The sequence below is a fragment of the Microterricola viridarii genome, from assembly GCF_900104895.1.
GTDB classification, from domain to species: Bacteria; Actinomycetota; Actinomycetes; order Actinomycetales; family Microbacteriaceae; genus Microterricola; species Microterricola viridarii.
The window spans coordinates 2,399,969-2,421,987 of the sequence record NZ_LT629742.1 but is presented as its reverse complement, the minus strand read 5'-3'; the positions used below and the strand labels follow the sequence as shown (position 1 = coordinate 2,421,987).

Genomic DNA, 22,019 nt, shown 5'->3' with positions numbered 1-22,019 from the left:
CGACCCGTCGCTCGCCGGGGCGGATTCCCGAAGGAGTGAACACGCAATGGCGCGTGACCCAAAGCAGACGGCCAGCGAGGCGGACGGCATCACCTACCGCCGCGCCAAGACGTGGGAGATCGCCTTTTCCCAGATGAACAACGGCTCGGCGATGATCTTCTACGTCCTCGTCGGCCTCATGAGCTACCTGCAGAATGCCGGCTATGGCATCGCGGTCGCGGCGGCAGGACTCATCCTCACGCTCACCCGCGTCTTCGACGGACTAATCGATCCGCTCCTTGCGCTCATCATCGAGAAGGTCGACTTCCGGTTCGGTAAGCTGCGCTTCTTCATGCTCGGTGGTTGGATGATTCGATCCCTTGCGATCCTGCTGCTCTTCGTCTGGGCCCCCGACAGTGGGCTCGGAGCCGTGTTCTTCATCGCGATATACGTCGTCTACATCATCGGATCTTCGATGAACGACATAGCCGGGCAGATGACCGGCCCCGTGCTGACCAATGACCCTCGGCAGCGGCCCACCGTGCAAGTATGGTCCACCGCCTACGCGTACTTCGTGCCCGCGATCTTCTCGATCCTCTCGACGTTGGTCTTCCTGCCTCGCCACGGCAACCAGTTCACGGTCGAGATGCTCAGCGAGACCGCGATCGCATACGTAGCCTGCTCGCTGGTATTCCAGATCCTCGCCTGCGTCGGTGTCTCGCGCATCGACAAGCCCGAGAACTTCGCCCACATCTCGGTCGACCGAGACAAGGCCGACGTCTCCATGCGCGACATGTGGAGCCTGCTGGCGAAGAACGGGCCGTTCCAGCGCTACCTGATCAGCGGTGCGTCCGACAAGCTCGCCCAGGTTGTGAAGTCGCAGGCCGTCATCGGCACGCTCATGTGGGGCATCCTGCTCGGCAACATGCAACTCGGATCGGTGCTCGGCCTCATCGCGATCCTCCCGGGCATCGTGTTCGCGATCTTCGGTGCTCGTTACACCGGCAAGCACGGCTCGAAGGCCGCCACCGTCACATGGACCTGGATCTGCATAATCCTCGCCGTGATCTTGACCGTGTTCTGCCTGGTGGTCGACATGGGCTCAATTCTCGGCAACCTGGGGCTCACGATCGGGTTCTTCCTCGTGTACCTGCTTCTGAACGGCGCGTCCATGGTGGTCACCGTCGCGTCGGGCGCCATGCGGGCCGACGTCATCGACTACGAGCTAGACCGCTCCGGTAAGTTCCTCCCCGCGACGGTCACCGCGACGTACAACATCGTCGACCAGATCATCTCCTCGCTCGGCGCGGCGCTCGCGCTCGGCGCCGTCGCCCTCATCGGGTTCACCACGGTTATGCCCCAGCCCACCGACAGCCCATCGACGCCCATCCTGCTGATCAGCCTGCTGCTCTTCTTCGGCCTGCCGATCCTCGGCTGGGCGTGCACCATCATCGCCATGCGGGGCTACAAACTCGACCGCATCGAAATGATCGAGGTCCAGAAGCGAGTCGCCGAGAAGAAGGACGCACTGCAGCCAGCGGGTAGTGAAACCGAGGGCGTCCTCGCCTGACGAGGCGCTTGTGCTGAGGGCCGCGGATCCCACGATCGGCGGCCGGCTTTCACGTCAGACGGTGTGCGCCTCGCGGTACGCCGTCGGCGTCACCCCGTGCGCCCTGCGGAACACCTTCACGAAGTAGTTCGCGTCGTCATACCCCACGAACAGTGCGATGTCACGCACACTCTCCGTCGTCGTCACGAGCAGCCTGGCCGCGCGCTCGGCGCGCTGCTGCGCAATATAGGCGGCAATGGTCATGCCAGTCGCGGACTTGAACCGGCGCGCGAGCGTGGAGGCGGACACCCCGAGCCGCTCCGCGAGGTCCGTCGTGGTGACCGGGCTGCGGAGATGAAGGTCGACCTCGTCAGCGATCCGGCGCACCAGCGGCGGAAAATCAAGTTGGTTGTGACGGCGCACGTGCCGGCAGAAGTCGTTGACCATCTCCGCGGTGAAGGCAAACGAACTTTCCGCGATGGAGGAGTGGCCGACCCGGTGCAGACGTTGCGCGTACTCCTGCGAGATCGCATCGATGGCCACCGGCGGCAATCCGCCCCGCTGCGCCGCGACCCTGGCCATGATCCGCAGGATCGTCGTGCCGAGGAACGGCGTGTTCAGGTAACTGATGGTCTGGGGCATCCGCCCCATGCGCTGCAGGGCGGAGAGGGCACGTTCTGACGAGCCCTCTGCGACCGCGTCCATGAAATCCCGCTCGAGCCGATACCGGTCTTCGATGACGGTGAATGCGGCCGACTGCAGCGTCTCGCCGAACCCCGGCGCGATCGTCCCGCCTTCGACCTCGACCTCGCGGAGGCTGCCGAGGAGGTCCTCGCTCCCCGTCGCTCGGAGCAGGGCCACGGCCCCGCGATACACGTACTCGGCATCGACGATCGGGTACCGGGTGCGGTAGAGCTTGTACGCCGGAAGATGGGCACTCGGAATGCCCAGCCTGGTGAATGCCTCCTCGGCGACGCCGGGATGCATCGGCGCATGCGTGTAGGGACCGATGACGAGCAGTCGGTCGTCCCAGTGCACCAGCGCGATCGCCATTCCGAGCGGTTCCCGGATCTCGTGCACGACCTGCCGCTCCATGTCGCGAGCGAACCCGCGGATCGCCGACGCAGTGAACGCGGGTAGGATGCGCGAGTCCAGGCAGTGCGCCGCCTCGAACTCATCGAGCGCAACCACGAGGTCGGTCGTGAGCTCGATCGGGCAGCTCAAGACGCCGGCCACCGCGGCCGTGACCGCGTCGAGGGCGTCGAGGGCGTCGAGCGGACGCGAGTGCGACGTCGTCGTCATTGGATGCCTCGGTTCGTCAGGACAGCAGATGGTGCTGAATCAATTCTGATCGTGCGTGACCAGTTCTATCATGCGCGTGGTGGTAGTTCGTATCGTGGTGGGACCCCAGCCGGCTTGCGCCGGCGCATTCCCGTCGAAGGAGACTCCCATGACGCCGCACCTTGCCACCGACGCCCGCCTGGTCGTGCCGATCCACGACGGCTGGGCGTTCGCGCCCGTCGAGCGGCCTGCGGACTCGAGCTGGGAGGATGTCGCGGCGGCTGGCGAGCAGGTTACCGTGCCTCACACCTGGAACGCGACCGACGGACAGGCGGGCGGCGAGTACCGTCGCGGTCGTTCGACGTACGCACGCCTGATCGAGCCCGCGGTGCCCGGCGTCGACACCTGGATCGAGTTCGCCGGCGTGAACTCGTCGGCCGAGGTGCACTTCGGCGGGCAACTGCTCGCGTGTCACGACGGCGGGTACTCGACGTTCCGCGTGAACCTGACCGCCGGTCTCGCTGCCGGCGCCCGTACCCTCCTGGTCATCGTGGACAACGCCGCGAACGACCACGTCTACCCGCAGCAGGCCGACTTCACCTTCTACGGCGGAATATACCGCGAGGTGCGTCTGATAACCGTTGGGCGCGAGCACTTCGAGCTCGCCGAGCATGGCGGACCGGGCCTGACGGTCACTCCGAAACTCGACGGCGAGCGCGCAGAGGTGACGGTCTCCGCTGCCATATCGACCAGTGAAGCGGGCGCGGCCTCCGCCGTTCGCTTCACCATCGTCGGCGAGGCGGAGAAGACCGTGCCGATCGTCGGCGGAGTGGCGCGTGCGACGCTCACGATCGAAGGCGTGCGCCGCTGGCACGGCCTGCGCGACCCCCACCTCTACACCGCCCGAGCCGAACTCCTCGCGGGCGAGACCGTGCTCGACGCGGTCGAGCTGCGATTCGGATGCCGCGAGTTCGCAGTTGATCCGCACCGCGGCTTCCTGCTGAACGGCGAGGAGTACCCGCTCCGCGGTGTCTCGCGCCATCAGGACCACGAAGGCGTCGGCAACGCTGTCACCGAGGCGATGAAGCAGCACGATCTCGCGCTGCTTCTGGAGCTCGGCGCCACCACGGTGCGCCTCGCGCATTACCAGCACGACCAGCGCTTCTACGACCTCTGCGACGAGGCGGGCATCGTGGTGTGGGCTGAGATCCCACAGATCACGGTCTTCCTCGCGGGCGCGACCGAGAACGCCCGCAGCCAGCTCACCGAGCTGATCGTGCAGAACCGCCACCACGCGAGCATCATCTCCTGGGGGCTGTCGAATGAGATCACGCTCGCGGGATCAGGCGAAGACGTGGTCGCCGCCCACCGCGAGTTGAACGACCTCGCGCACGAACTCGATCCCACCCGCCTGACCGCCATGGCGAACTTGTTCCTGCTCGAGACCGACCACCCGCTGGTCGGCTTGCCCGACGTCATGTCGTACAACCTTTACTTCGGCTGGTACGTCGGCGAGGTCGCCGACAACGACACCTGGCTCGACGACTTCCACGCGGCGTACCCCGGGATCGCGATCGGCCTCGCCGAATACGGCGCGGACGCAAACGCGCAGTTCCAGTCCGCTGAACCCGAGAAGGGCGACTACACCGAGGGATACCAGGCGCTCTACCACGAGCACATGCTCGCCATGATCGAGCAGCGGCCATGGCTCTGGGCCACCCACGTGTGGAACCTCGCCGACTTCGGCTCCGCCGGTCGTGACGAGGGCGGAGCGGCCGGCCGCAACCAGAAGGGCCTCGTCTCGTTCGACCGATCGCTGAAGAAGGATGCGTTCTACCTGTACAAGGCAGCCTGGTCGAGCGAACCGTTCGTGCATGTCGCAGGGCGTCGCCGCACAGAACGGGCGGAGGATGTCACCGAGGTGATCGTGTACTCGAACCAGGCCAAGGTCACGCTGTCCGTCGACGGCGTCGAGTCCGGCACTGTCGAAGGCCGTCGGGTCTTCCGCTTCGAGGTGCCGCTGAGCGGTGAACACGAGATCATCGCCCGTTCCGGCGATCTCACCGATGCCGTCGTGCTCCGCCGAGTCGACGAGGTTCCCGCCTCGAGCGTGATGCCTACCACGACCATCGCCAACTGGTTCGACGAGGCCGAGCTGCCGAGCCCCGTTGGGTTCTTCTCCGTGCGCGACTCGCTCGGCGACATCAAGCAGTCCAACGATGGTGCCCGCGTCATCGCCTCGGTGATGGAGGCCGTCGCGACCAGCCGTGGAGAGGTCGGTCACGGCGTTGAGATCCCGCCGGCGATGCAGGCCATCGTCGACCGTATGAGTGTGGAGAAGCTCATCAAGCAGGCGGGCGGTGTGCCCATCGAGGCCGTCGCGGCGCTGAATGCCCGGCTCAACGTCATCGCCAAATGACCGTGTGACCCCGCGATCCCGCACTGCTCTTCAACGAGGACGATTACGTGTCCCGGCTCCTGCATGCTTCGTGCGTCGACCTGCGCGATCTGCTCGGCGACGAGGCTTCGGGGAGTTATGCGCGCACGGTGTGGCGCACTGGCCGCATCCGGGCTTCCGGGTCGGGTCGGGTCGTGCCGACGTTCCGCCTGGACCGGTACCTCGACCCCGACGCAGTCGGATTCGCGGAGAACGTGAGGCGGCTGCCGGCCCGGCTCCGAATGGCACCGCACTCAAGGCATCCTGGCCCCATTGGCGCACCACGCACGATCACCAAATACAACATGAGCACGATCATCGACAAGGCCGAGGTCATCGTCAGCCCCGACCGCAACTTCGTCACCTCGAAAATCACGACCGCCGACGGACTCACGGGCCTCGGCGACGCAACCCTGAACGGTCACGAATTCGCCGTCGTCGCATACCTGCGGGAGTACGTCGTGCCGCTGCTCATCGTCGAGAGCATTTCTCGCAACCATCAAATCAACCCAGCCGCTACTGGAAGCTGTTACGCAATGTCGTGCGTGAGATTCGTCACGGCCTGCCCACGAACCTCGCGCATGAATGTCGCAGACTGGTCAATTGCTTCGAAAATGTCGCCATCGAAGTGATCGAACTCGATGACATCAAACTCACTCGACGTTGCTGCGCCGAGAATGCGGTCGAGACCGAGCTCGCCCTGCCCGAACGAGCAAAGCTCGAGAGCGGTGGGATCGTAGCTCGCTGCCGGGGCAAACGGATCTGCAGCAAGCACGCCGTCTTTCAGATGCAGAGCACGCACCCGAGTGTCGAGTCGGCCGAGGAGTGCCGGGACATCTTGGCCTGCCGTCGCCGCCCAAAAGACGTCGAGTTCGAGAGCAACTCGCTCATCGAGAAGTGAGACGAAGTACTCGTATGCGGAGACTCCGTCGAAGAAATTGTGGAATTCGAAGGAGTGGTTGTGGTACCCGACTCGCAGGCCGAGCTGAGCCGCTTCTTCAGCGGCGACATTCAGACGTTCTGCCGTGCTTGCCACGTCGGACGGCGTCCGCCACCGATGAGGGGCGACCATCGGATCGAACAGGATTTCAACACCGAGCGCGGCCGCCGCCTGGAACGCGATCGATGCCGGGGGAAGTGGGACCATCCGCCCTCCAAATTCGATCTCGTCAGACAGGAAGGGCGCATGCCCGGTCGGCGCGCTGAGACCGTGAGCGCGGAGCGCAATTCCCAGCTCGAGCGGTCGGTCGAAGATCGAGAAGGGCTCAACGGCATCAATGCCGAGCGCGGCGATGCGCTTCATCGTTGCATCGAGGTCGTCGAGCTGATCACGGATGCTGTAGAGCTGAATTGATAGCCGGGGCGTGGTCATTGTTCTCCAATAGTCAGGGGTTGTGCGGTCGGAAATTCTTCGTTACTTCTCTGTAGGCGTCGTAGAGTGCCCGTGTTCTTCGGGGCTCGCGATGAGCTTCATGAACACCTCGAGCACAGCCAAGACGTCGCGCGTCGGGTCCATCAAAACCTGAATTCGAAGCCCGTCCATCATGGCTAGGGCAAGAGTCACCTTCTCATCGGCCGAAATGCTTGCACTGTCACGTGAAGTCGTCAGAACCGTGCCGGTAAAGCGCGTTCGCATGCGCTCGCGCCGCCCCATGAAGAATTCGTGCGCAGGATGGGTGGGATTGGTCGCCGCGACCACGAGCGCCATCCAGTTTCGCTGATAGTCGGCTTCCGAGAATTCTTCGCGGAGCACCGTACTCAAGATCTTCTCGGCGGGCAGGCGCGACTCTGCAATCCGTGCCGCGAGATCTTCCTCGTCCTGCTCATGCTGGGTGAGCGCGGCGAGAAGCAACTCATCCTTGCCCGAGAAATGACGTAGCAGCGCCGCATGAGTCATATCAGCGCGGGCGGCGATGTCCCTCAGGGATGCGCGTTCGTGGCCATGCTCAGCGAAGCTGGCGAGCGCGGCGCGCGCGAGGTCTGCGCGTCGCGCCGCTGTCGCGGCGTACGGCCCGCGCCGTCGCTGGCTGACCGGCTCAGTCTCGGGTTGGGGAGATTCCTCGGTTCCCATATTCCTCCTTGTCGGCGGACCTGTTTTGCAAATTGTAACCATGGTGGTTACAGTTTGTCTACGCACCGCAACCGATTGCCATTGGCTGCGGCGAGTCACTGAACGATAAAGGAGTCAAGGTGAGTACGAGTGAGTCCCAACTCGATGCGACGATCGAGGAAGTGGCTGCCTCCCAGCCAGTGGCGGGTGGCCCCCCAGATTCGACTGCCCTTGCGGGTGAGCGAAGCGGAAACAGCGCCCCTCCACTGAAGCGAGTGAGTGGCAGCTACGTCGCGTGGTTGATGGTGGCGAACTTCGGTGCCTCGCTCGCGATGATGGTTCCGCTGGCGTATGGCCTTGCGCTGCGCATCTCGGAACTTGCACCTGGGCATGAAGAGGTTCTCGGCTACGTGACCGGGTCGGCTCAGTTGGTGTACATCATTCTCAGTCCGATGGTTGGGCTGTGGAGCGATAGAACGCGCTCCCGACTAGGGCGACGCACGCCCTTCATCTTCCTCGGCACTGCCATCGGAATCGTGGGCCTGCTCATCATCGGCCTAGCGCCGGCAATCCCCATAATCGCGCTCGGCTGGGTGCTCGGAATGACCGGCTGGTCGATGTCGGGTGCCGCGATTCAAACCCTTCAGGCAGACAAACTCCCCGAAGAACAGCGAGGCAAGGTCTCTGCCCTCACGAGCCTCACGACCCAGATTGCCCCGGTTGTCGGCATCGGCATCGCATATGCGGTGTCATCCAACACGCTTCTCGTGTTCCTCGTTCCTGGGCTCATCGGTGCACTCTTGTTGGTGCTGCTCCCGGTCTTCAAGCCAGAAGGCAGCTCAAGAGATTTCGTGAGCACCTCCGACGTCACCCTGAAGAAGATCGTGACAAGCTACGGCTTCAGCCCGCGCAAGTACCCTGACTTCGCGTGGAACTGGCTCGGACGATTTGTGTTCTTCATTGGCCTGTACTTCAACACGACATTCGGTACCTTCTTCTACGCCCAGCGCCTCGATCTGCCCGTGCGTGAGGTCGCCGGTGTCGTGACCACAATCGGCATGATCGGCATCGTCGCCGCCGCAGCCGGTGCAATTCTGGGCGGGTTCCTCTCAGACAAGCTCAGACGTCGGCGACTCTTTGTCGTCGTGGCAGCAGCGCTCTTCGTCTGTGGTGCGGTCACGGAGGCATTCGCGTGGTCCTTGGCGCCGCTCATTGCCGGCGCCGTGCTCATGCAACTTGCTATCGCGGTGTTCGCAACCGTCGACCAAGCGATTGTCTTCGCTATCTTGCCTGATCGCGCCGAAGCCGGACGGTATCTAGCGATTGTCGCCTTCGCGCAGAAGATCCCGAGCGCCATCGCGCCGCTGATCGCGCCACTGATCATCATGATCGGCGCGGTCGGGGTGGAGAAGAATTACACCCTGCTGTACCTCGCCGGGGCCGCGTTTGCTCTGATCGGCGGCTTGGTGATCATGTTCAAAGTCAAGTCCGTTCGATAGCCGACATCTGAGCCACGTACCTCGACGCGAGATAGGAAGTAATCACGATGACCCGAATGCCATTTGATTTGACGATCGACAGCGACGGCGACCAGTTCGTCGTCTCGGGCCCGACGCCCCGGATGTCCTGGAAAGTGCCGTTGGGGTTGGGCGCGCAGATCGGGTATGAACTGGATGCGACAGTCGACGGCGCATCCATGCCGACGGTCTCGGCTGACTCGCCCCGTCATCTGCACATTGCGTGGCCATGGGCGCCGCTCGTGAGCGCGCAGCGCGTGAAGTGGCGGGTGCGCGTCGCTGGAACAGAGGGCGCTTCGGGCTGGTCGGAATGGAGCGACTTCGAAGCCGGACTGCTTGACCATGACTGGCAGGCGAAGTGGATCTCGCCCGTACAAGGCAACGATCCTGGCTACGGCAAACGCCCGGCGCACACGCTCTCCGTGGAGTTTGATCTCACCTCCGATGTGCAAACAGCCCGGTTGTACGCGACCGCGCTCGGCGTCTATGAAGCCTTTGTCAATGGGGATCGTGCGGGCACCGCCGAGTTGTCTCCCGGTGCGAGCTCCTACGACAAAACCCTGTACGCACAGGCATCCGATGTACTCACCAGCCTTCGGATCGGCACGAATCGTCTCAAAATCGTGCTGTCGGACGGCTGGTTTCGGGGGTTGGTCGGCGCTCACCGTATGCCCGCCCAATGGGGAACGGTGCTCGGTGCTCGACTCGAGCTCCACCTTGTTCTCGCGAACGGCGCGCGCCAGATCGTGCGCACAAACGAGAACTGGACGAGCGTGCCATCCGCCATCACTCGGGCGGACCTCATGGACGGCCAGACGGTGGATCTGACGAGTGTTCCAGATGTGCCGCGCGCTGTACTTGTTGACAGGGTGTCGGCTCCCGCGATCGACTGGTCGCCCGCGCCCGCAGTGCGTGTGGTCGGTAGTCGCAAGCCGGCGACGCTCCGAAAGATCGAAACCGGTGTCTGGATTGCGGATTTCGGCCAGAACGCATCCGGATGGATCGCGCTTGCCGATCTTGGCCCGGTCGGCACACGCACGACGATCGACTATGGCGAATACGTGGGCCCGGATGGGGACCTCTCCACCGCGCATCTGGACTCCTCACGTCCCGGGGAGGAGCCGACAGCATTCGTGCAGCGCGATGAGGTCGTCTCCGCCGGAGACAACCAAGTCTTCGAACCGCGCCACACTGTGCATGGGTTCCAGTACGCACGCATCCGTCGCCAAACAGCCGATCTCGACCCGGCGAGTGTGACGATGCGGATCGTGCATTCTGATCTGCAGCGCACTGGAACTTTCGCCTGCAGCGACCCAGACCTGAACCGCCTCCATGAAATCGCCGAATGGAGTTTTCTCGGCAACGCCGTCGACGTGCCCACTGACTGCCCAACGCGTGAGCGACTCGCCTGGACGGGGGACTATCAGGTCTTCGCCCCCACAGCGACACGGCTCTACGACGTTCTGGGATTCAGCCGCAAGTGGCTGCGCTCGGTCAGGGACGACCAGCTCGACGACGGCCGGATCGCAAACTTCTCGCCGGATGGGCGGCAGATCAAGCGCAACCTTGACGACCAGTTCGCCATGATGACGGGATCGGCGGGTTGGGGCGACGCGATCACCATCGTTCCGTGGGAACTCTACGAGGCGTATGGAGATCGGGAAGTACTCGTCGAGAACTGGGACGCCATGGTCAGGTGGGTTGACTGGGCACTTCACACATCCGCCACGGCTCGTCATCATTCTCGAATTGAACGGTCCACCGAACCGCTGCCGCATGAGCAGTACCTCTGGGACGGATCTTTCCACTGGGGGGAGTGGACCGAACCCAAAGCGAAGGCTGCCGACGGCTCGCGAATCGACCCCATCAAGCACAATCCGATGGCGTGGTTCATGGCGGACAAAGGGGAGGTCGGTACCGCATTCCTGTACCGTTCGGTGTCGATCCTTGCTCGCACTGCAGAGGTGCTCAGTCGCATGGACGACGCCGAAAGATATGCGGAGACAGCACATCGCATCCGAGACGCATGGCGGACGGAATTCCTGCATGGGGACGGTCGAACTCTCGGTGACACTCAGGCCAGCTACGTGCGCGCACTGTCATTCGGGCTTGTCCCCGATGAACTCCGTGCGCCAGCCGCGCGCCGACTCGTCGAGCTGATTCGCGCTGCAGGCACGCACCTGGGAACAGGGTTTCTCGCGACCGGCGACCTCCTTCCGGTCTTATGTGACAGCGGGCACTCCGATGTGGCGTACGAGCTCCTCTTTCAGCGGTCGGCGCCATCGTGGCTCTACATGGTCGACCGCGGAGCGACCACGATCTGGGAGGACTGGGACGGCATCGACGAAGACGGCAACGCCCACGAGTCACTGAACCATTACAGCAAGGGCGCGGTGATCCGTTTTCTGCACACGCACACACTCGGGCTCCGGCAAGCCCCAACGTCAATCGCTTGGGAGTCCTTCATCGTGCAGCCGGTTCGAGGCGAGAACGTCACGTGGGCGTCGGGATCGCACGAGACCCCCCAAGGGCTCATTCGGGTCGAGTGGAGAATTGAGGATGCTGAAATGGAGATCACAGTTGACGTACCACCGAGTTCGTCGGCAGTGATTCTGTTTCCCGATGGGTCGTCGGAACTGGCGGCGGCCGGCCACTTCCGGGGGAGGCGTACTCTGCCGAACCCGGCGTAACGGACGCCGCGACCCAGCCCTGTGCTGGGCGCGGCGCGCAGCGGGTCGCGCGTTGCCCATCACCTGTGAAACACACGCGTGGCAACCGCTTGCCAAATATTTGTTTTCGTGATTTGCTCGAGGGACGCAACAAGGACGGTGCTTAGCCATCCGGAAAGAGAGGACCCTCGATGCTGAGACCCCAATGGTCACCAACCCGTGAGCTCGTAGACCTGGATGGGTTGCCGCGCTTGGCCCGAGATGGCTCTCCTGACACAGCGCCGTGGCCCGAAGTTCGCCGTCCAGACGCTGCGCGTTCGCTGGTGTTCCTGGAGAGTTCGCGTGGCGATGAAGCTGGGGCTCTCCGGAATGAATGAAAAGCTCTCCTCGAATCGGAACGACCACGACCACGACCGCTTGTTTCCCGCTGACCCCAACACGCGCGGCCTGGCGCGGGATTTGTACCAACGTGTTGCGGACGCGCCTATCGTGTCTCCGCACGGGCACGTTCCCGCGCGATGGCTCGCCGAGGACACGCCTTTTCCGGATCCGGCTGCGCTGCTTGTCTCACACGATCACTACGTGACCAGACTGCTGCACGCCTCTGGAGTCGACCTCGCCTCGCTCGGGCTTGGCGGGCATGCGGTGGATCCGCGGGAGGTTTGGCGAATCTTCGCAGCTCACTGGCACCTCTTCGCAGGCACCGCCTCCGGGTACTGGATCGAGCAGGAACTGCGCGCCGAGCTCAAGATTGACACCCCTCTGACGCCTGCGACGGCAGATGGGATCTTTGACCACATTCACGAGTTGCTCGGGACTGCTGAGTTTCGTCCACGCGCGCTCTTCGAGCGATTCGGTATCGAAGTGCTCGCCACTACGGATGATCCGTTGGACGATCTCGCTGACCACGCGGCAATCGCGCGGAGCGGACTCGCCGGGCGGGTTCTGCCAACATTTCGGCCAGATCGCTACCTGGATCCGGATGCAGAAAGCTTCAGCCTGAACGTCAATCGGCTCCTGGCTGCGACCGGTGAGCCGGCAACATTTGTCGGATACTTGAGTGCGCTTGCGGCGCGCCGGCAACACTTCATCGGTCATGGAGCGGTCTCGGCTGACCACGGAGTTGAAGAGCTTGTCACTGTCGAGATGAGCGACGCCGATGCCGAGCGTCTTTTTCGAGTTGTCATCGGGGGTGGCGCGAGCCAGCAGGATCGACGCGCTTTCACTGGCCACATGTTGTTGCGCATGGCGCAGCTCAGCATCGACGATGGGCTGGTCATGACCATCCATGCCGGCGTTGTGCGCAACCACCACACGGAAACCCATCGGCGCTTCGGTGCAGACACAGGCCACGATTTTCCGCGACGCACAGATTTCGTCGGTGGGCTGCGGCCGCTTCTCGAACGATTTGGTCTCGAGCGAGACTTTCACCTGGTGCTATTTGCCGTGGATGAGACCGTGTATTCACGCGAGATCGGGCCGATGGCCAGCTTCTATCCCAGCGTGTATATCGGGGCTCCCTGGTGGTTCCTCGATGCTCCGGATGCGATGCTTCGCTTCCGGTCAGCAGTGACGGAGTCCGCGGGATTCTCTCGTGGTTCCGGATTCATCGATGACACGCGGGCATTCCTCTCGATCCCCGCGCGCCATGACACCGCGCGTCGAACCGATGCTTCATTCCTCGCCAGACTGGTCGTCGAGGGTCGCATTTCGGTTGCCGCCGCTGGGGCCATCATTGACGATATTGTCGGTCCGCAGCCGAAGCGGGTGTTCAAACTATGAGCCTCGTCGTACCCGCGCACAAACGTGCGCGCACGCGGCCGGCCCCGCCGGTTCGAATCGTGCACATGGGGCTTGGCGCGTTCAGTCGTTCGCATACAGCGTGGTACACCGCTCACGCGGCCGATGCACACGAATGGGGCATCGCTGCATACACGGGCCGCAGTGCGTATCTCGCTGAAGCGCTTACCGCGCAGGATGGTTTGTACACGCTGATCGAGCGCTCCGCCGGTGGCGATCAGGCTGAAGTCATCGAGAGCATCGTACGCGCGCACCCGGGCGATGATCTCGATTCACTCTTCGCTGACATTGCGGCGGTCACAACGTCGATCGTGACTTTGACGATCACCGAGGCCGGCTATCGATCTGGGGCCGACGGGGCGCCAGACCTCACCGACCCGCTCGTTGTTGCCGACATTGCGGCGCTCCGGACGCTCGCCCGTGGAAGTGACCCCGGGACGTTGCGCCTCCAGACCGCACTCGGACGGCTTGTGTGGGGCCTCGAATTGCGGCGGCGGTCACACGGGACCCCGCTCGCCGTCGTCTCGTGCGACAACCTCCCCGACAACGGCAGGCACGTGGGGCGCAGCGTGGTTTCATTGGCACGTTCGGTGTTGCCAGAAACGGCGATGTGGTGTGAACAGAACATCTCGTTCGTGTCCTCATCCGTTGATCGAATCACCCCGCGCATATCAAGCCAGGAGCAGGTAGCTCTCGCTGCGCGCTACGGGGACGGCGTTCCTGTGCTCACAGAGCCTTTCCACGATTGGGTTCTCGCGGGCGATTTTCCGGAGGGTCGACCGGCGTGGGAGAGCTCTGGCGCACGATTCACCAACGAGCTCGAGCCATGGGAGGCGCGCAAACTGTGGCTGCTGAACGGTGCCCACACGCTGCTGGCATGCCTTGGTCTCCTGAGAGGGCACGTCGACGTTGCACGCGCCATGGCGGACCCCGTCTGTCGCCAGGCGGTCGAAGAGTTCTGGAGCGAAGCACAGCGCCACCTTCCCGAGGATTTGGACCTTCACGGCTATCGTGCCGCTCTGATCGAGCGCTTCACGAACCCGGGAATCGTTCACCGTCTGTCGCAAATTGTGCTCGACACACCAACGAAACTCCGCTTGCGCATCGCGCCGGTTGCAGAGCGGGAGCGCCGCGCCGGGCGCTCAGCACGCGGGTGTGCGACTGTCCTCGCTGCCTGGATGGTCGCCAGCGAAAGCGGCTTGGCGCCGGCATCCGTCTCCGGCATCGAGGCCCCGACCAAGGATAACTCCGTGGCCGGGGCGCTCACCGCTGTGAGCGCGGAACTAGCAGAGGATTTCGCATTCGTAACGCTCATCGAGCAATCGGTTCAGCAGGTGAAGAGCCTCGTGTCGTGGTGACGGCGTCAAGCCCGGTCTGGCAATCGGATGTCGCAAGTGAACACTCTTTACAGGGCGTAGCCTCACCCTCTGGCAACATGCGTATCTCGCTGCTGCTGCATTGAAATAGTGCGGCCATAACGGCCTCGGTCATGCTGTCACGGGATCACGTGTTCATAACGTCCGAACCTCCTGCTGGCAATCGGTTGTCAAAATGTCGAAATGATGGTTGACTGGCTCATGCCCAATCGTTGAGACAACCTTGCGGCTTTGACTCTCACGCGTTTGCGTAAATGTTGATTCATTCAAAGGAGTATGAATAAGATGTCGAATTCCCGAACGGATCGCCAGCGTAAGTTGGCAGTCCTGTCGGCTGCGGTTCTCACCGCGGCCCTCGCGCTGACCGGATGTTCACCGTCCGCGGAACCCATGAAGCCCGCAGCAAGCGGCGCACCGGTCGTTGTGGAGAAGGACCTCTCACTCGCTGCGTTCTCCGCTCCGAACTCCTTGGACCCCGCTCAACTGGTTGACGGACAGCAGATGTTCGTGTGGTCCTCTGTGCTCGACACTCTTCTGCGGAAGGATCCCGACACCGGCTCGACCATCCCGGGCGCCGCGGAAGCCTGGGAGTACAACTCAGACGGCACAGAGCTGACGCTCTCGCTTCGTGAAGGAATGACTTTCAGTTCGGGTGACCCGGTGAACGCGGAGGCAGTCGTGAAGACGCTTGACCGCTCGCGGATCACCCCCGGCAACATTCAGGGGCGCCTCTCGAGAATTGAAAGCGTGAGCGCAACAGACGACCTCACCGTGGTCATCAAGCTCACCGCTTTCGACCCGCAGCTCATCGACAACCTCTCATCAGGACCAGGTGCCATCGGCGATCCCGCCACAATGGACCAGGAGCGCACCGCGACAGATCCGATAGGTTCCGGCCCGTTCATCCTTGACGTGGCGAAGACGGTTCCGGGCAGCAGCTACGTTCTGACCAAGCGCGACGAATACTGGGACGCGGAAAACGTGCCGTTCTCCACGCTCACGGTCAAGGTAATCCAAGATCCAACGGCCTCGTTCAATGCCTTGCAGTCCGGTGAGATCAATGCATCCACCGTTCAATCGCAGATGGTCAGTCAGCTGAACCCGGATGATTTCACCATCACTGAAAACCAAGCTGTAGCGACGACCATCCTCAACATCCTCGACCGTGGCGGTGAGAAATGGCCAGCCCTCGGCGATCAGCGAGTGCGCCAGGCAATCAACCTTGCTATCGACCGCAAGGGCATCGTGAAGGCGCTCTATAGCGGAGTCGGTCTTGAGACGGCGCAGCTGCCCAGCCCCTACGGCGCGATCTACGACGAGTCGCTCAACAAGACCTATGTTTACGATCCCAAGGCGGGTCGTGCGCTTGTAGAGGAAGCGGGCTTCGCTGGCGAGACATTCCAGATCCCCAGCACGTTCCTGACTGGCACGATCGAGCCCGTACTTTCGCAGGCCTTTACTGACATCGGCCTGAACCTCGAGTGGGTGACCGTGCCGCCTCAGCAGGCTCAATCTGCCGCTCGTTCGGGAGACTACGGACTCTACTTCCAGATTCTAGGCTTCAACTCAGACGCGGCGGATATTGCCACAACCATTGCTGTCGACAACGTCGGAAACCCCCGCAACTACACTGACCCGACGCTTGATGCGCTCTTTGCTGAAATCAATTCAACGGTTGATTTCGAGGAAGCATTGCCGGCGTACAAGGAGCTCAACGAGTACGTCGTAGACCAGGCTCTCGTCGCTCCGGTCGTCTTCAGCGGAACCACGTGGGCGACCGGCGACGGAATCTCCTATGTGGGCAAGGCGAACACCCTGTCCACGATCCGTCAGTTCGCGGTCACCGAATAGGTGACGGGTGGGGGCGAGCAATCGCCCCCACCACAAGATCCGGAGTCCTAGATGCTCGCTTATGTTCTTCGTCGCCTCGGTGCGGGCGTCGTGCTCGCTGTTTTAGTCACGCTCATCACTTTCCTCCTCCTGAGTTCGTCATTTGACGACGTTGCGCAGACAATCCTCGGCTCGTCAGCCACCCCCGAAATCACCGCGGCACTCATCGCCGAGAAAGGGTGGGACCGGCCCATAGTCGTGCAATATGCCGACTGGCTCGTCAACGCCGTCCAAGGCGACTTCGGCGTCTCTGTTTACACGTCTCTGCCGGTTGGCCCTTCCGTCATTCAACGACTCTTAGTGACGCTGTCAATCATCGTGCCCGCCCTCATCATCTCGGTGATCGTGTCGATCGTTCTGGGTGTGTGGTCCGCCTCGCGGGGCGGAGCCATCGACCGCGTAGCACAGGGCATCTCACTTATCGGCTACATCCTGCCGGGTCTCCTATTGGCCATTGGCCTTGTGGTCATCTTCGCGGTGCAGTTGAAATGGCTCCCTGCGACCGGGTATACGCCGCCAACGGAGGATCCTGCCGCCTGGATACGGAGCATTACCATCCCCGTAATCGTGCTCTCAATCGGTGGTATTGCGAGCATGACCGCACAGGTGCGTGGACGGATGATCGACGAACTTCGACGAGACTATGTGCGCACTCTGCGCACCCGCGGCACGTCGACTCGCTCAATCGTGTTGCGTCACGCGCTGCGCAACGCCGGCGGTCCGGCTTTGACCGTAATGTCACTCGAGTTCATCCAAATGTTTGGCGGAGCACTCATCATCGAGAATGTCTTCGCCCTGCCCGGCTACGGGAGTTTCGCTTTCAACGCGTCGCTGCAAGGCGACTTCCCCGTGATCATGGGCGTCGCAGCGTTCGGCGTGTTGCTTGTCACGATTGTCAACCTCCTCACCGACCTGGCCAACGGCTGGCTGAACCCGAAAGCGAGAGTTCATTGAGCAACGAGCGTGAACCTGTGACGCAATCGATTATGACTCCAAGTACCGAGCTGTTGGTCGCCATCGAGCACGCGGCCACTGCAGCGCGCACTCCAACCTGGAAGCGTCTGCTGAAAGATCCTCAGGCGGTGATTACTGCGAGCATCCTCATCGTCATCTTCGTGCTTGGCGTTCTCGTACCATTCCTCACCGTGCACGGACCGAATGAAGCTGACCTGTCGATGATCAACGCACCAGTCGGTACACCGGGGTACCCGCTCGGCGCCGATGAGGTTGGCCGTGACATTTGGACGCGGCTGTTGCACTCCATCAACACGGCTGCGATCTCCGCGCTTATCGGCGCGGGCGTTGCTCTCGTCATTGGCGTAGTCGCCGGCCTGATCGGCGGCTACTTTGGCACCGCCACTCGAGCCACCACCGAGTGGCTCTTCAACCTCATCATGACTTTCCCCGGCATTCTGCTTCTCATCATCCTGATGCCTGTTACTGGTGGCGACTACCGGTTCACCATGCTCATCTTCGGCGTGCTCCTCTCGCCGGGCATCTACCGCATCGTGAGAAACCTCGTTGTCGGCGTCAAGAACGAGCTCTACGTCGACGCCGCACGTGTCTCGGGGCTCGGCAATCTCCGTATTCTGAGCAAACACGTGCTGTTCGTGATCCGTGGACCGATCATCATTGCCGCGGCATTTATGTCGGGGTCCGCGATCGCTGTGCAATCGGGGCTTGCGTTCCTCGGCGTTGGCTCGCTGCAGATTCCGAGTTTCGGTGCCATGATCTCGTCGGGTTTCCGCAACCTCTACATCGCGCCGACCCAGTTCCTCTGGCCTAGCCTCATGCTCGGCGTCATCACTGCATCGCTAGTGCTGCTCGGCAACGCACTGCGAGACACGCTCGAGGGCGCGAAGCCGAAACCGATCAAGGTCGGCATCGGTCAGCGTGTTATCGGCAACGACTCCACTACGCCTGCTCAGCACGGGGCGCTGCTCGAGATCACCGACCTCGGCGTCGCATATCGTGGTCCCGGTGGGCGCCCGCGTGAGGTTGTCAGCGGTGTCTCTCTCTCAATCGCTCCGGGTCAGGTGCTCGGGCTCGTCGGAGAATCTGGGTCAGGCAAGACGCAGACTGCATTTGCAATCCTGGGCGTGCTCCCTCCGGAAGCGCTGATCACCCGCGGTTCAATCCGCTTCGATGGCCGCGAACTCGTCGGGCTCACCGATACCCAAATGCGACCCCTGCGCGGCAAGGAAATTGCGTATATTCCGCAGGAGCCGATGTCGAACCTTGACCCATCGTTCCGCGTGGGTTCGCAGCTCGTTGAGGGAGTGCGCTCTGCGCTGGGGCTGTCGACGAAGGAAGCGAAACAGCGTGTTCTCGCACTCCTCGCACGGTGTGGAATCGCCGACCCTCAGCGCACTTTTGACTCCTACCCGCACCAGATTTCTGGCGGCATGGCGCAGCGCGTGCTCATCGCCGGCGCTGTGGCCAGCCGCCCTCGGCTGCTCATCGCTGACGAGCCGACGACGGCCTTAGACGTGACCGTGCAGGCCGAGATTCTCGATTTGTTGCGAGACTTGCAGGCCGAGCTTGGCATGGCCATCCTGCTGGTGACCCACAACTTTGGGGTTGTAGCCGACATTTGCGATCACATCGCGGTCATGCAGGACGGCGTTGTCGTTGAGTCGGGCAGCACGCATGAGATCTTCCGCAATCCGCAGCACGAGTACACGCAACTCTTGCTCGCCGCAATTCTCAGCGAGGATTCCGTGCGTACTGACCCGTCCATTGCAGCCACCACTGAGGGGAGTATGCGATGAGCCTGCTCGATGTCACCGACCTCCGCGTCAGCTTTCCAGGTAGAGGATGGCGCGCTAAGCCGCTCGAGGTATTGCACGGGGTTTCCCTGCAGATCGGCCACGGCGAAACGCTCGGCCTCGTGGGTGAGTCCGGTTCGGGGAAGACCACGATCGGGCGCGCTGTGCTTGGGCTTGTGAAGCCGGCGGGAGGCGGCATTTCTTTTGAAGGTGAGAACATCTCCCGGCTCGGTGCCCGTGAGCGTCGCCGTCTCGCGAAGGACATCCAGGTGGTGTTCCAAGACCCGTACACCTCGCTCAACCCCTCGCTCACGGTGGGTGACATCCTCGCGGAGCCGCTGGTGGTACAGGGGACCTCCGCCCGGGACGCGAAGGCACGAGTGAAGACGCTTCTCGACCAGGTGGGATTGCCCGCGGATGCCGCCGAGCGGCTTCCGCGCGAATTCTCCGGTGGTCAGCGTCAGCGTGTGGCGATCGCGCGTGCCCTCGCGCCAGCGCCCAAGCTCATCGTGTGCGATGAGCCCGTCAGCGCACTGGACCTGTCGACCCAAGAGCGGGTGCTCGACCTGTTCATCGAAATCCAGCGAGAGACGGGTGTCGCCTACCTGTTCGTGTCGCACGACCTCTCCGTCGTACGACACATCAGCCATCGCGTCGCCGTGCTCTACCGAGGCGACCTGGTAGAAACCGGGCCTGCCGCGACCGTGACGTCGACGCCATCGCATCCATACACGCAACGCCTGCTGCTGGCCGCACCGGTGGCCAACCCGATCGAACAAAAGGCTCGCAGAGACGAGCGACGCAAGGTCGCTGCGCTCGCCTGACGTGAGCAATAGAGCAGGAATGCCCGGTGCGCGGGCACAGCTATCAAGAAATGTAGGGGTGTCACTCATGAGTCACATATCGTGTAATCCGCTGGATCTTCCGTACCGTTACCAAGACGTTCGTTTCTCGGGATCGGTGCAGGGGGTCAAGATCGGTGAACCGCAGCGCAGCGTGCACCGCGAGGCTGCAGACCCCTCCATCGTGAGATACCAGGGGCATTACCTTCTCTTCGCCTCTATGTCTCGCGGATTCTGGTCGTCGACCGATCTCAACAGCTGGCAATTCCACCCGACCGCGAAGCTTCCACCCTTTGACTACGCCCCAGACGTCCGTGAAGTCGACGGTACGCTGATTATCAGCGCATCGCGGAAGACCGGAAACTCGCCCTTCTTCCGCAGCCGCAACCCGCTCGAGGACGACTTCGAAGAGATTGCCGCTGGAACATTTGCCTTCTGGGACCCGAGCGTCTTCCAGGACAACGACGGCCGCATCTATCTGTACTGGGGGTGCGATGCAGTGCAGCCGCTGTACGGCATCGAGCTCGATCGCGAGCTGACGCCGATCGGGGAGGCAGTGCCGCTTGCCTACTCTGACGCCAGTAGCCGGGGATGGGAGCGCCCCGGAGAGGACTATATGGTGCCGGAGCCGACGACCGAGCGGGAGCGGCTCGTCGCGCAATTCTCCGGAGCGTCAACGTACGTCGAGGGCGCCTGGATGACGCGTGTTGGTGATCTCTACTATCTGCAGTACTCGGCTCCAGGTACCCAGTGGAATACTTACGCGGACGGCTATCTGACTGCGAGCTCCCCGCTCGGGCCGTTCACCTATTCCTCGAATAGTCCGTTCTCGTCCAAGCCCGGTGGGTTCATCACCGGCGCGGGCCATGGCAGTACGTTCCAGGATGAATGGGGCAACTGGTGGCATGCGGCGACAATGCGCATCAGCGTGAACGACGTCTTCGAACGGCGAGTCGGGATCTTCCCCGCAGGTTTTGACGAGGACGGAGTCTTGTTCTGCAATCAGAGCTTTGCGGATTACCCGATGCTCGTGCCCGAAGGCGCGTTTGACCCGCAGGAACTACGCCGGCCGCCGTGGATGCTGCTGTCCTATGAAGCTCGCACGCTGGCGTCATCACATGCCGAAGGTCATGACTCCGACCTCGCTGTCAACGAGGATGTGCGTTCTTGGTGGGCATCCGCGCTGCCTGGCGTTGGCCAATGGTTGACCGCTGATCTCGGCGAGGAAAAGGACGTACACGCCGTTCAGGTGAATCTGGGGGACCACGAGCTCGCGCAGAGCGCACCGCTGCTCGACGAGGGTGCCGATAGCGGGCACACCTGGCGTGGGATTTATGAGTCGCACGCGCCTGCAGAAGTGCTCCTCGAGGGGTCCATCGACGGGGCGAACTGGGCAGTACTCCACGACGGCAGTCAGGCAGGAGAGGACAGACCGCACGCGTTGGTCGTGCTCGACGCACCCCAAGCCGTGCGCTACATCCGGGTAACGGCTCAGTCGCTACCATTTGACGGCGCCTTCGCAGTGAGCGGACTTCGTGTGTTCGGTCGGGGTCGCGGCATCGCTCCACAGCAGATCGTCCCCGATGTGGTGCGCGTCGACGATCGCACCGCGAGCCTCACCTGGGAAGAGGCGGACGGGGCGCAGGGCTACAACATCCGGTACGGGCCGGATCGCGACAAGCTCTACCGCAGCTGGTTGGTTTATGGCCGCACTTCACTGGAGGTGCCGACGCTCAACGCTGGGGCCAGCGCCTGGTTCGCGGTGGACTCATTCAACGAGAATGGCGTCACATTCGGGGAGCCGGTGCAGGCCACCGCTGCGACACTAGCGATAGGAGATGTGGCGTAGGCGCGCCGCAAC

The 22,019-nt window shown here is 62.8% G+C and carries 15 protein-coding genes; 12 read left to right on the top strand and 3 right to left on the bottom strand.

Features of this window, described 5'->3' with window-relative positions:
* The first annotated feature begins 46 nt into the window (after positions 1 to 46).
* Positions 47 to 1,549 carry an MFS transporter gene (locus tag BLT62_RS11070; RefSeq protein ID WP_083364111.1) on the top strand — a complete coding sequence of 501 codons (1,503 nt, stop codon included), beginning with the start codon at positions 47 to 49 and terminating at the stop codon, positions 1,547 to 1,549.
* 54 nt (positions 1,550 to 1,603) lie between these two features.
* On the opposite strand, the gene BLT62_RS11065 is transcribed toward BLT62_RS11070, so the two are convergent.
* Complete coding sequence (locus BLT62_RS11065; protein WP_083364110.1) at positions 1,604 to 2,830, bottom strand: helix-turn-helix transcriptional regulator; 1,227 nt, start codon at positions 2,828 to 2,830, stop codon at positions 1,604 to 1,606.
* Positions 2,831 to 2,978: 148 nt separating this feature from the next.
* Between BLT62_RS11065 and BLT62_RS11060 the strand changes: the two genes are divergently transcribed.
* Positions 2,979 to 5,228 carry a glycoside hydrolase family 2 protein gene (locus BLT62_RS11060; RefSeq protein ID WP_083364109.1) on the top strand — a complete coding sequence of 750 codons (2,250 nt, stop codon included), beginning with the start codon at positions 2,979 to 2,981 and terminating at the stop codon, positions 5,226 to 5,228.
* Positions 5,229 to 5,551: 323 nt separating this feature from the next.
* Positions 5,552 to 5,878: a hypothetical protein gene (locus tag BLT62_RS18340; protein WP_083364108.1), complete on the top strand. Its 327-nt coding sequence runs from the start codon at positions 5,552 to 5,554 to the stop codon at positions 5,876 to 5,878.
* Here BLT62_RS18340 and BLT62_RS11050 read toward each other — a convergent pair.
* Both BLT62_RS11050 and BLT62_RS11045 read right to left on the bottom strand, forming a co-directional pair.
* Entirely contained in the window at positions 5,776 to 6,618 is an 843-nt protein-coding gene (locus tag BLT62_RS11050) for a sugar phosphate isomerase/epimerase family protein (protein ID WP_083364107.1), read from the bottom strand. The genes BLT62_RS18340 and BLT62_RS11050 overlap by 103 nt on opposite strands.
* A gap of 42 nt (positions 6,619 to 6,660) precedes the next feature.
* Positions 6,661 to 7,317 (bottom strand): TetR/AcrR family transcriptional regulator, encoded by a 657-nt coding sequence (locus tag BLT62_RS11045; protein WP_083364106.1) that lies wholly within the window; start codon positions 7,315 to 7,317, stop codon positions 6,661 to 6,663.
* Between the two features lie 254 nt (positions 7,318 to 7,571).
* Here BLT62_RS11045 and BLT62_RS11040 point away from each other — a divergent pair, with 254 nt between their 5' ends.
* The 9 genes from BLT62_RS11040 (at position 7,572) to BLT62_RS11000 (ending at position 22,007) form a co-directional block, all read left to right on the top strand.
* Positions 7,572 to 8,795, top strand: a complete 1,224-nt coding sequence (locus BLT62_RS11040) for an MFS transporter (RefSeq protein WP_231919114.1) — start codon at positions 7,572 to 7,574, stop codon at positions 8,793 to 8,795.
* A gap of 56 nt (positions 8,796 to 8,851) precedes the next feature.
* Positions 8,852 to 11,503 (top strand): family 78 glycoside hydrolase catalytic domain, encoded by a 2,652-nt coding sequence (locus BLT62_RS11035; RefSeq protein ID WP_231919112.1) that lies wholly within the window; start codon positions 8,852 to 8,854, stop codon positions 11,501 to 11,503.
* 348 nt (positions 11,504 to 11,851) lie between these two features.
* Positions 11,852 to 13,264 (top strand): glucuronate isomerase, encoded by a 1,413-nt coding sequence (gene uxaC, locus BLT62_RS11030; protein ID WP_083365422.1) that lies wholly within the window; start codon positions 11,852 to 11,854, stop codon positions 13,262 to 13,264.
* Positions 13,261 to 14,640 (top strand): mannitol dehydrogenase family protein, encoded by a 1,380-nt coding sequence (locus BLT62_RS11025; RefSeq protein ID WP_083364104.1) that lies wholly within the window; start codon positions 13,261 to 13,263, stop codon positions 14,638 to 14,640. The genes uxaC and BLT62_RS11025 overlap by 4 nt, the downstream gene beginning before the upstream one ends.
* A gap of 303 nt (positions 14,641 to 14,943) precedes the next feature.
* Complete coding sequence (locus BLT62_RS11020) at positions 14,944 to 16,509, top strand: ABC transporter substrate-binding protein (protein ID WP_172829690.1); 1,566 nt, start codon at positions 14,944 to 14,946, stop codon at positions 16,507 to 16,509.
* 51 nt (positions 16,510 to 16,560) lie between these two features.
* Positions 16,561 to 17,502: an ABC transporter permease gene (locus BLT62_RS11015; protein ID WP_083364102.1), complete on the top strand. Its 942-nt coding sequence runs from the start codon at positions 16,561 to 16,563 to the stop codon at positions 17,500 to 17,502.
* 17 nt (positions 17,503 to 17,519) lie between these two features.
* Entirely contained in the window at positions 17,520 to 19,319 is a 1,800-nt protein-coding gene (locus BLT62_RS11010) for a dipeptide/oligopeptide/nickel ABC transporter permease/ATP-binding protein (RefSeq protein WP_231919110.1), read from the top strand.
* The gene (locus tag BLT62_RS11005) at positions 19,316 to 20,140 is read left to right on the top strand and encodes an ATP-binding cassette domain-containing protein (RefSeq protein WP_083364100.1); all 825 of its coding nucleotides are present in this window, start codon (positions 19,316 to 19,318) and stop codon (positions 20,138 to 20,140) included. Before BLT62_RS11010 ends, BLT62_RS11005 begins: the two co-directional genes overlap by 4 nt.
* A gap of 67 nt (positions 20,141 to 20,207) precedes the next feature.
* Complete coding sequence (locus tag BLT62_RS11000; protein ID WP_083365421.1) at positions 20,208 to 22,007, top strand: family 43 glycosylhydrolase; 1,800 nt, start codon at positions 20,208 to 20,210, stop codon at positions 22,005 to 22,007.
* Positions 22,008 to 22,019: the final 12 nt, after the last annotated feature.

Excerpts from the sequence above, each read along its gene's own strand:
- BLT62_RS11070 (WP_083364111.1), top strand. The coding sequence starts at position 47 with ATGGCGCGTGACCCAAAGCAGACGGCCAGCGAGGCGGACGGCATCACC.
- BLT62_RS11065 (WP_083364110.1), bottom strand. The coding sequence starts at position 2,830 with ATGACGACGACGTCGCACTCGCGTCCGCTCGACGCCCTCGACGCCCTC.
- BLT62_RS11060 (WP_083364109.1), top strand. The coding sequence starts at position 2,979 with ATGACGCCGCACCTTGCCACCGACGCCCGCCTGGTCGTGCCGATCCAC.
- BLT62_RS18340 (WP_083364108.1), top strand. The coding sequence starts at position 5,552 with ATGAGCACGATCATCGACAAGGCCGAGGTCATCGTCAGCCCCGACCGC.
- BLT62_RS11050 (WP_083364107.1), bottom strand. The coding sequence starts at position 6,618 with ATGACCACGCCCCGGCTATCAATTCAGCTCTACAGCATCCGTGATCAG.
- BLT62_RS11045 (WP_083364106.1), bottom strand. The coding sequence starts at position 7,317 with ATGGGAACCGAGGAATCTCCCCAACCCGAGACTGAGCCGGTCAGCCAG.
- BLT62_RS11035 (WP_231919112.1), top strand. The coding sequence starts at position 8,852 with ATGCCATTTGATTTGACGATCGACAGCGACGGCGACCAGTTCGTCGTC.
- uxaC (WP_083365422.1), top strand. The coding sequence starts at position 11,852 with ATGAATGAAAAGCTCTCCTCGAATCGGAACGACCACGACCACGACCGC.
- BLT62_RS11025 (WP_083364104.1), top strand. The coding sequence starts at position 13,261 with ATGAGCCTCGTCGTACCCGCGCACAAACGTGCGCGCACGCGGCCGGCC.
- BLT62_RS11020 (WP_172829690.1), top strand. The coding sequence starts at position 14,944 with ATGTCGAATTCCCGAACGGATCGCCAGCGTAAGTTGGCAGTCCTGTCG.
- BLT62_RS11015 (WP_083364102.1), top strand. The coding sequence starts at position 16,561 with ATGCTCGCTTATGTTCTTCGTCGCCTCGGTGCGGGCGTCGTGCTCGCT.
- BLT62_RS11005 (WP_083364100.1), top strand. The coding sequence starts at position 19,316 with ATGAGCCTGCTCGATGTCACCGACCTCCGCGTCAGCTTTCCAGGTAGA.
- BLT62_RS11000 (WP_083365421.1), top strand. The coding sequence starts at position 20,208 with ATGAGTCACATATCGTGTAATCCGCTGGATCTTCCGTACCGTTACCAA.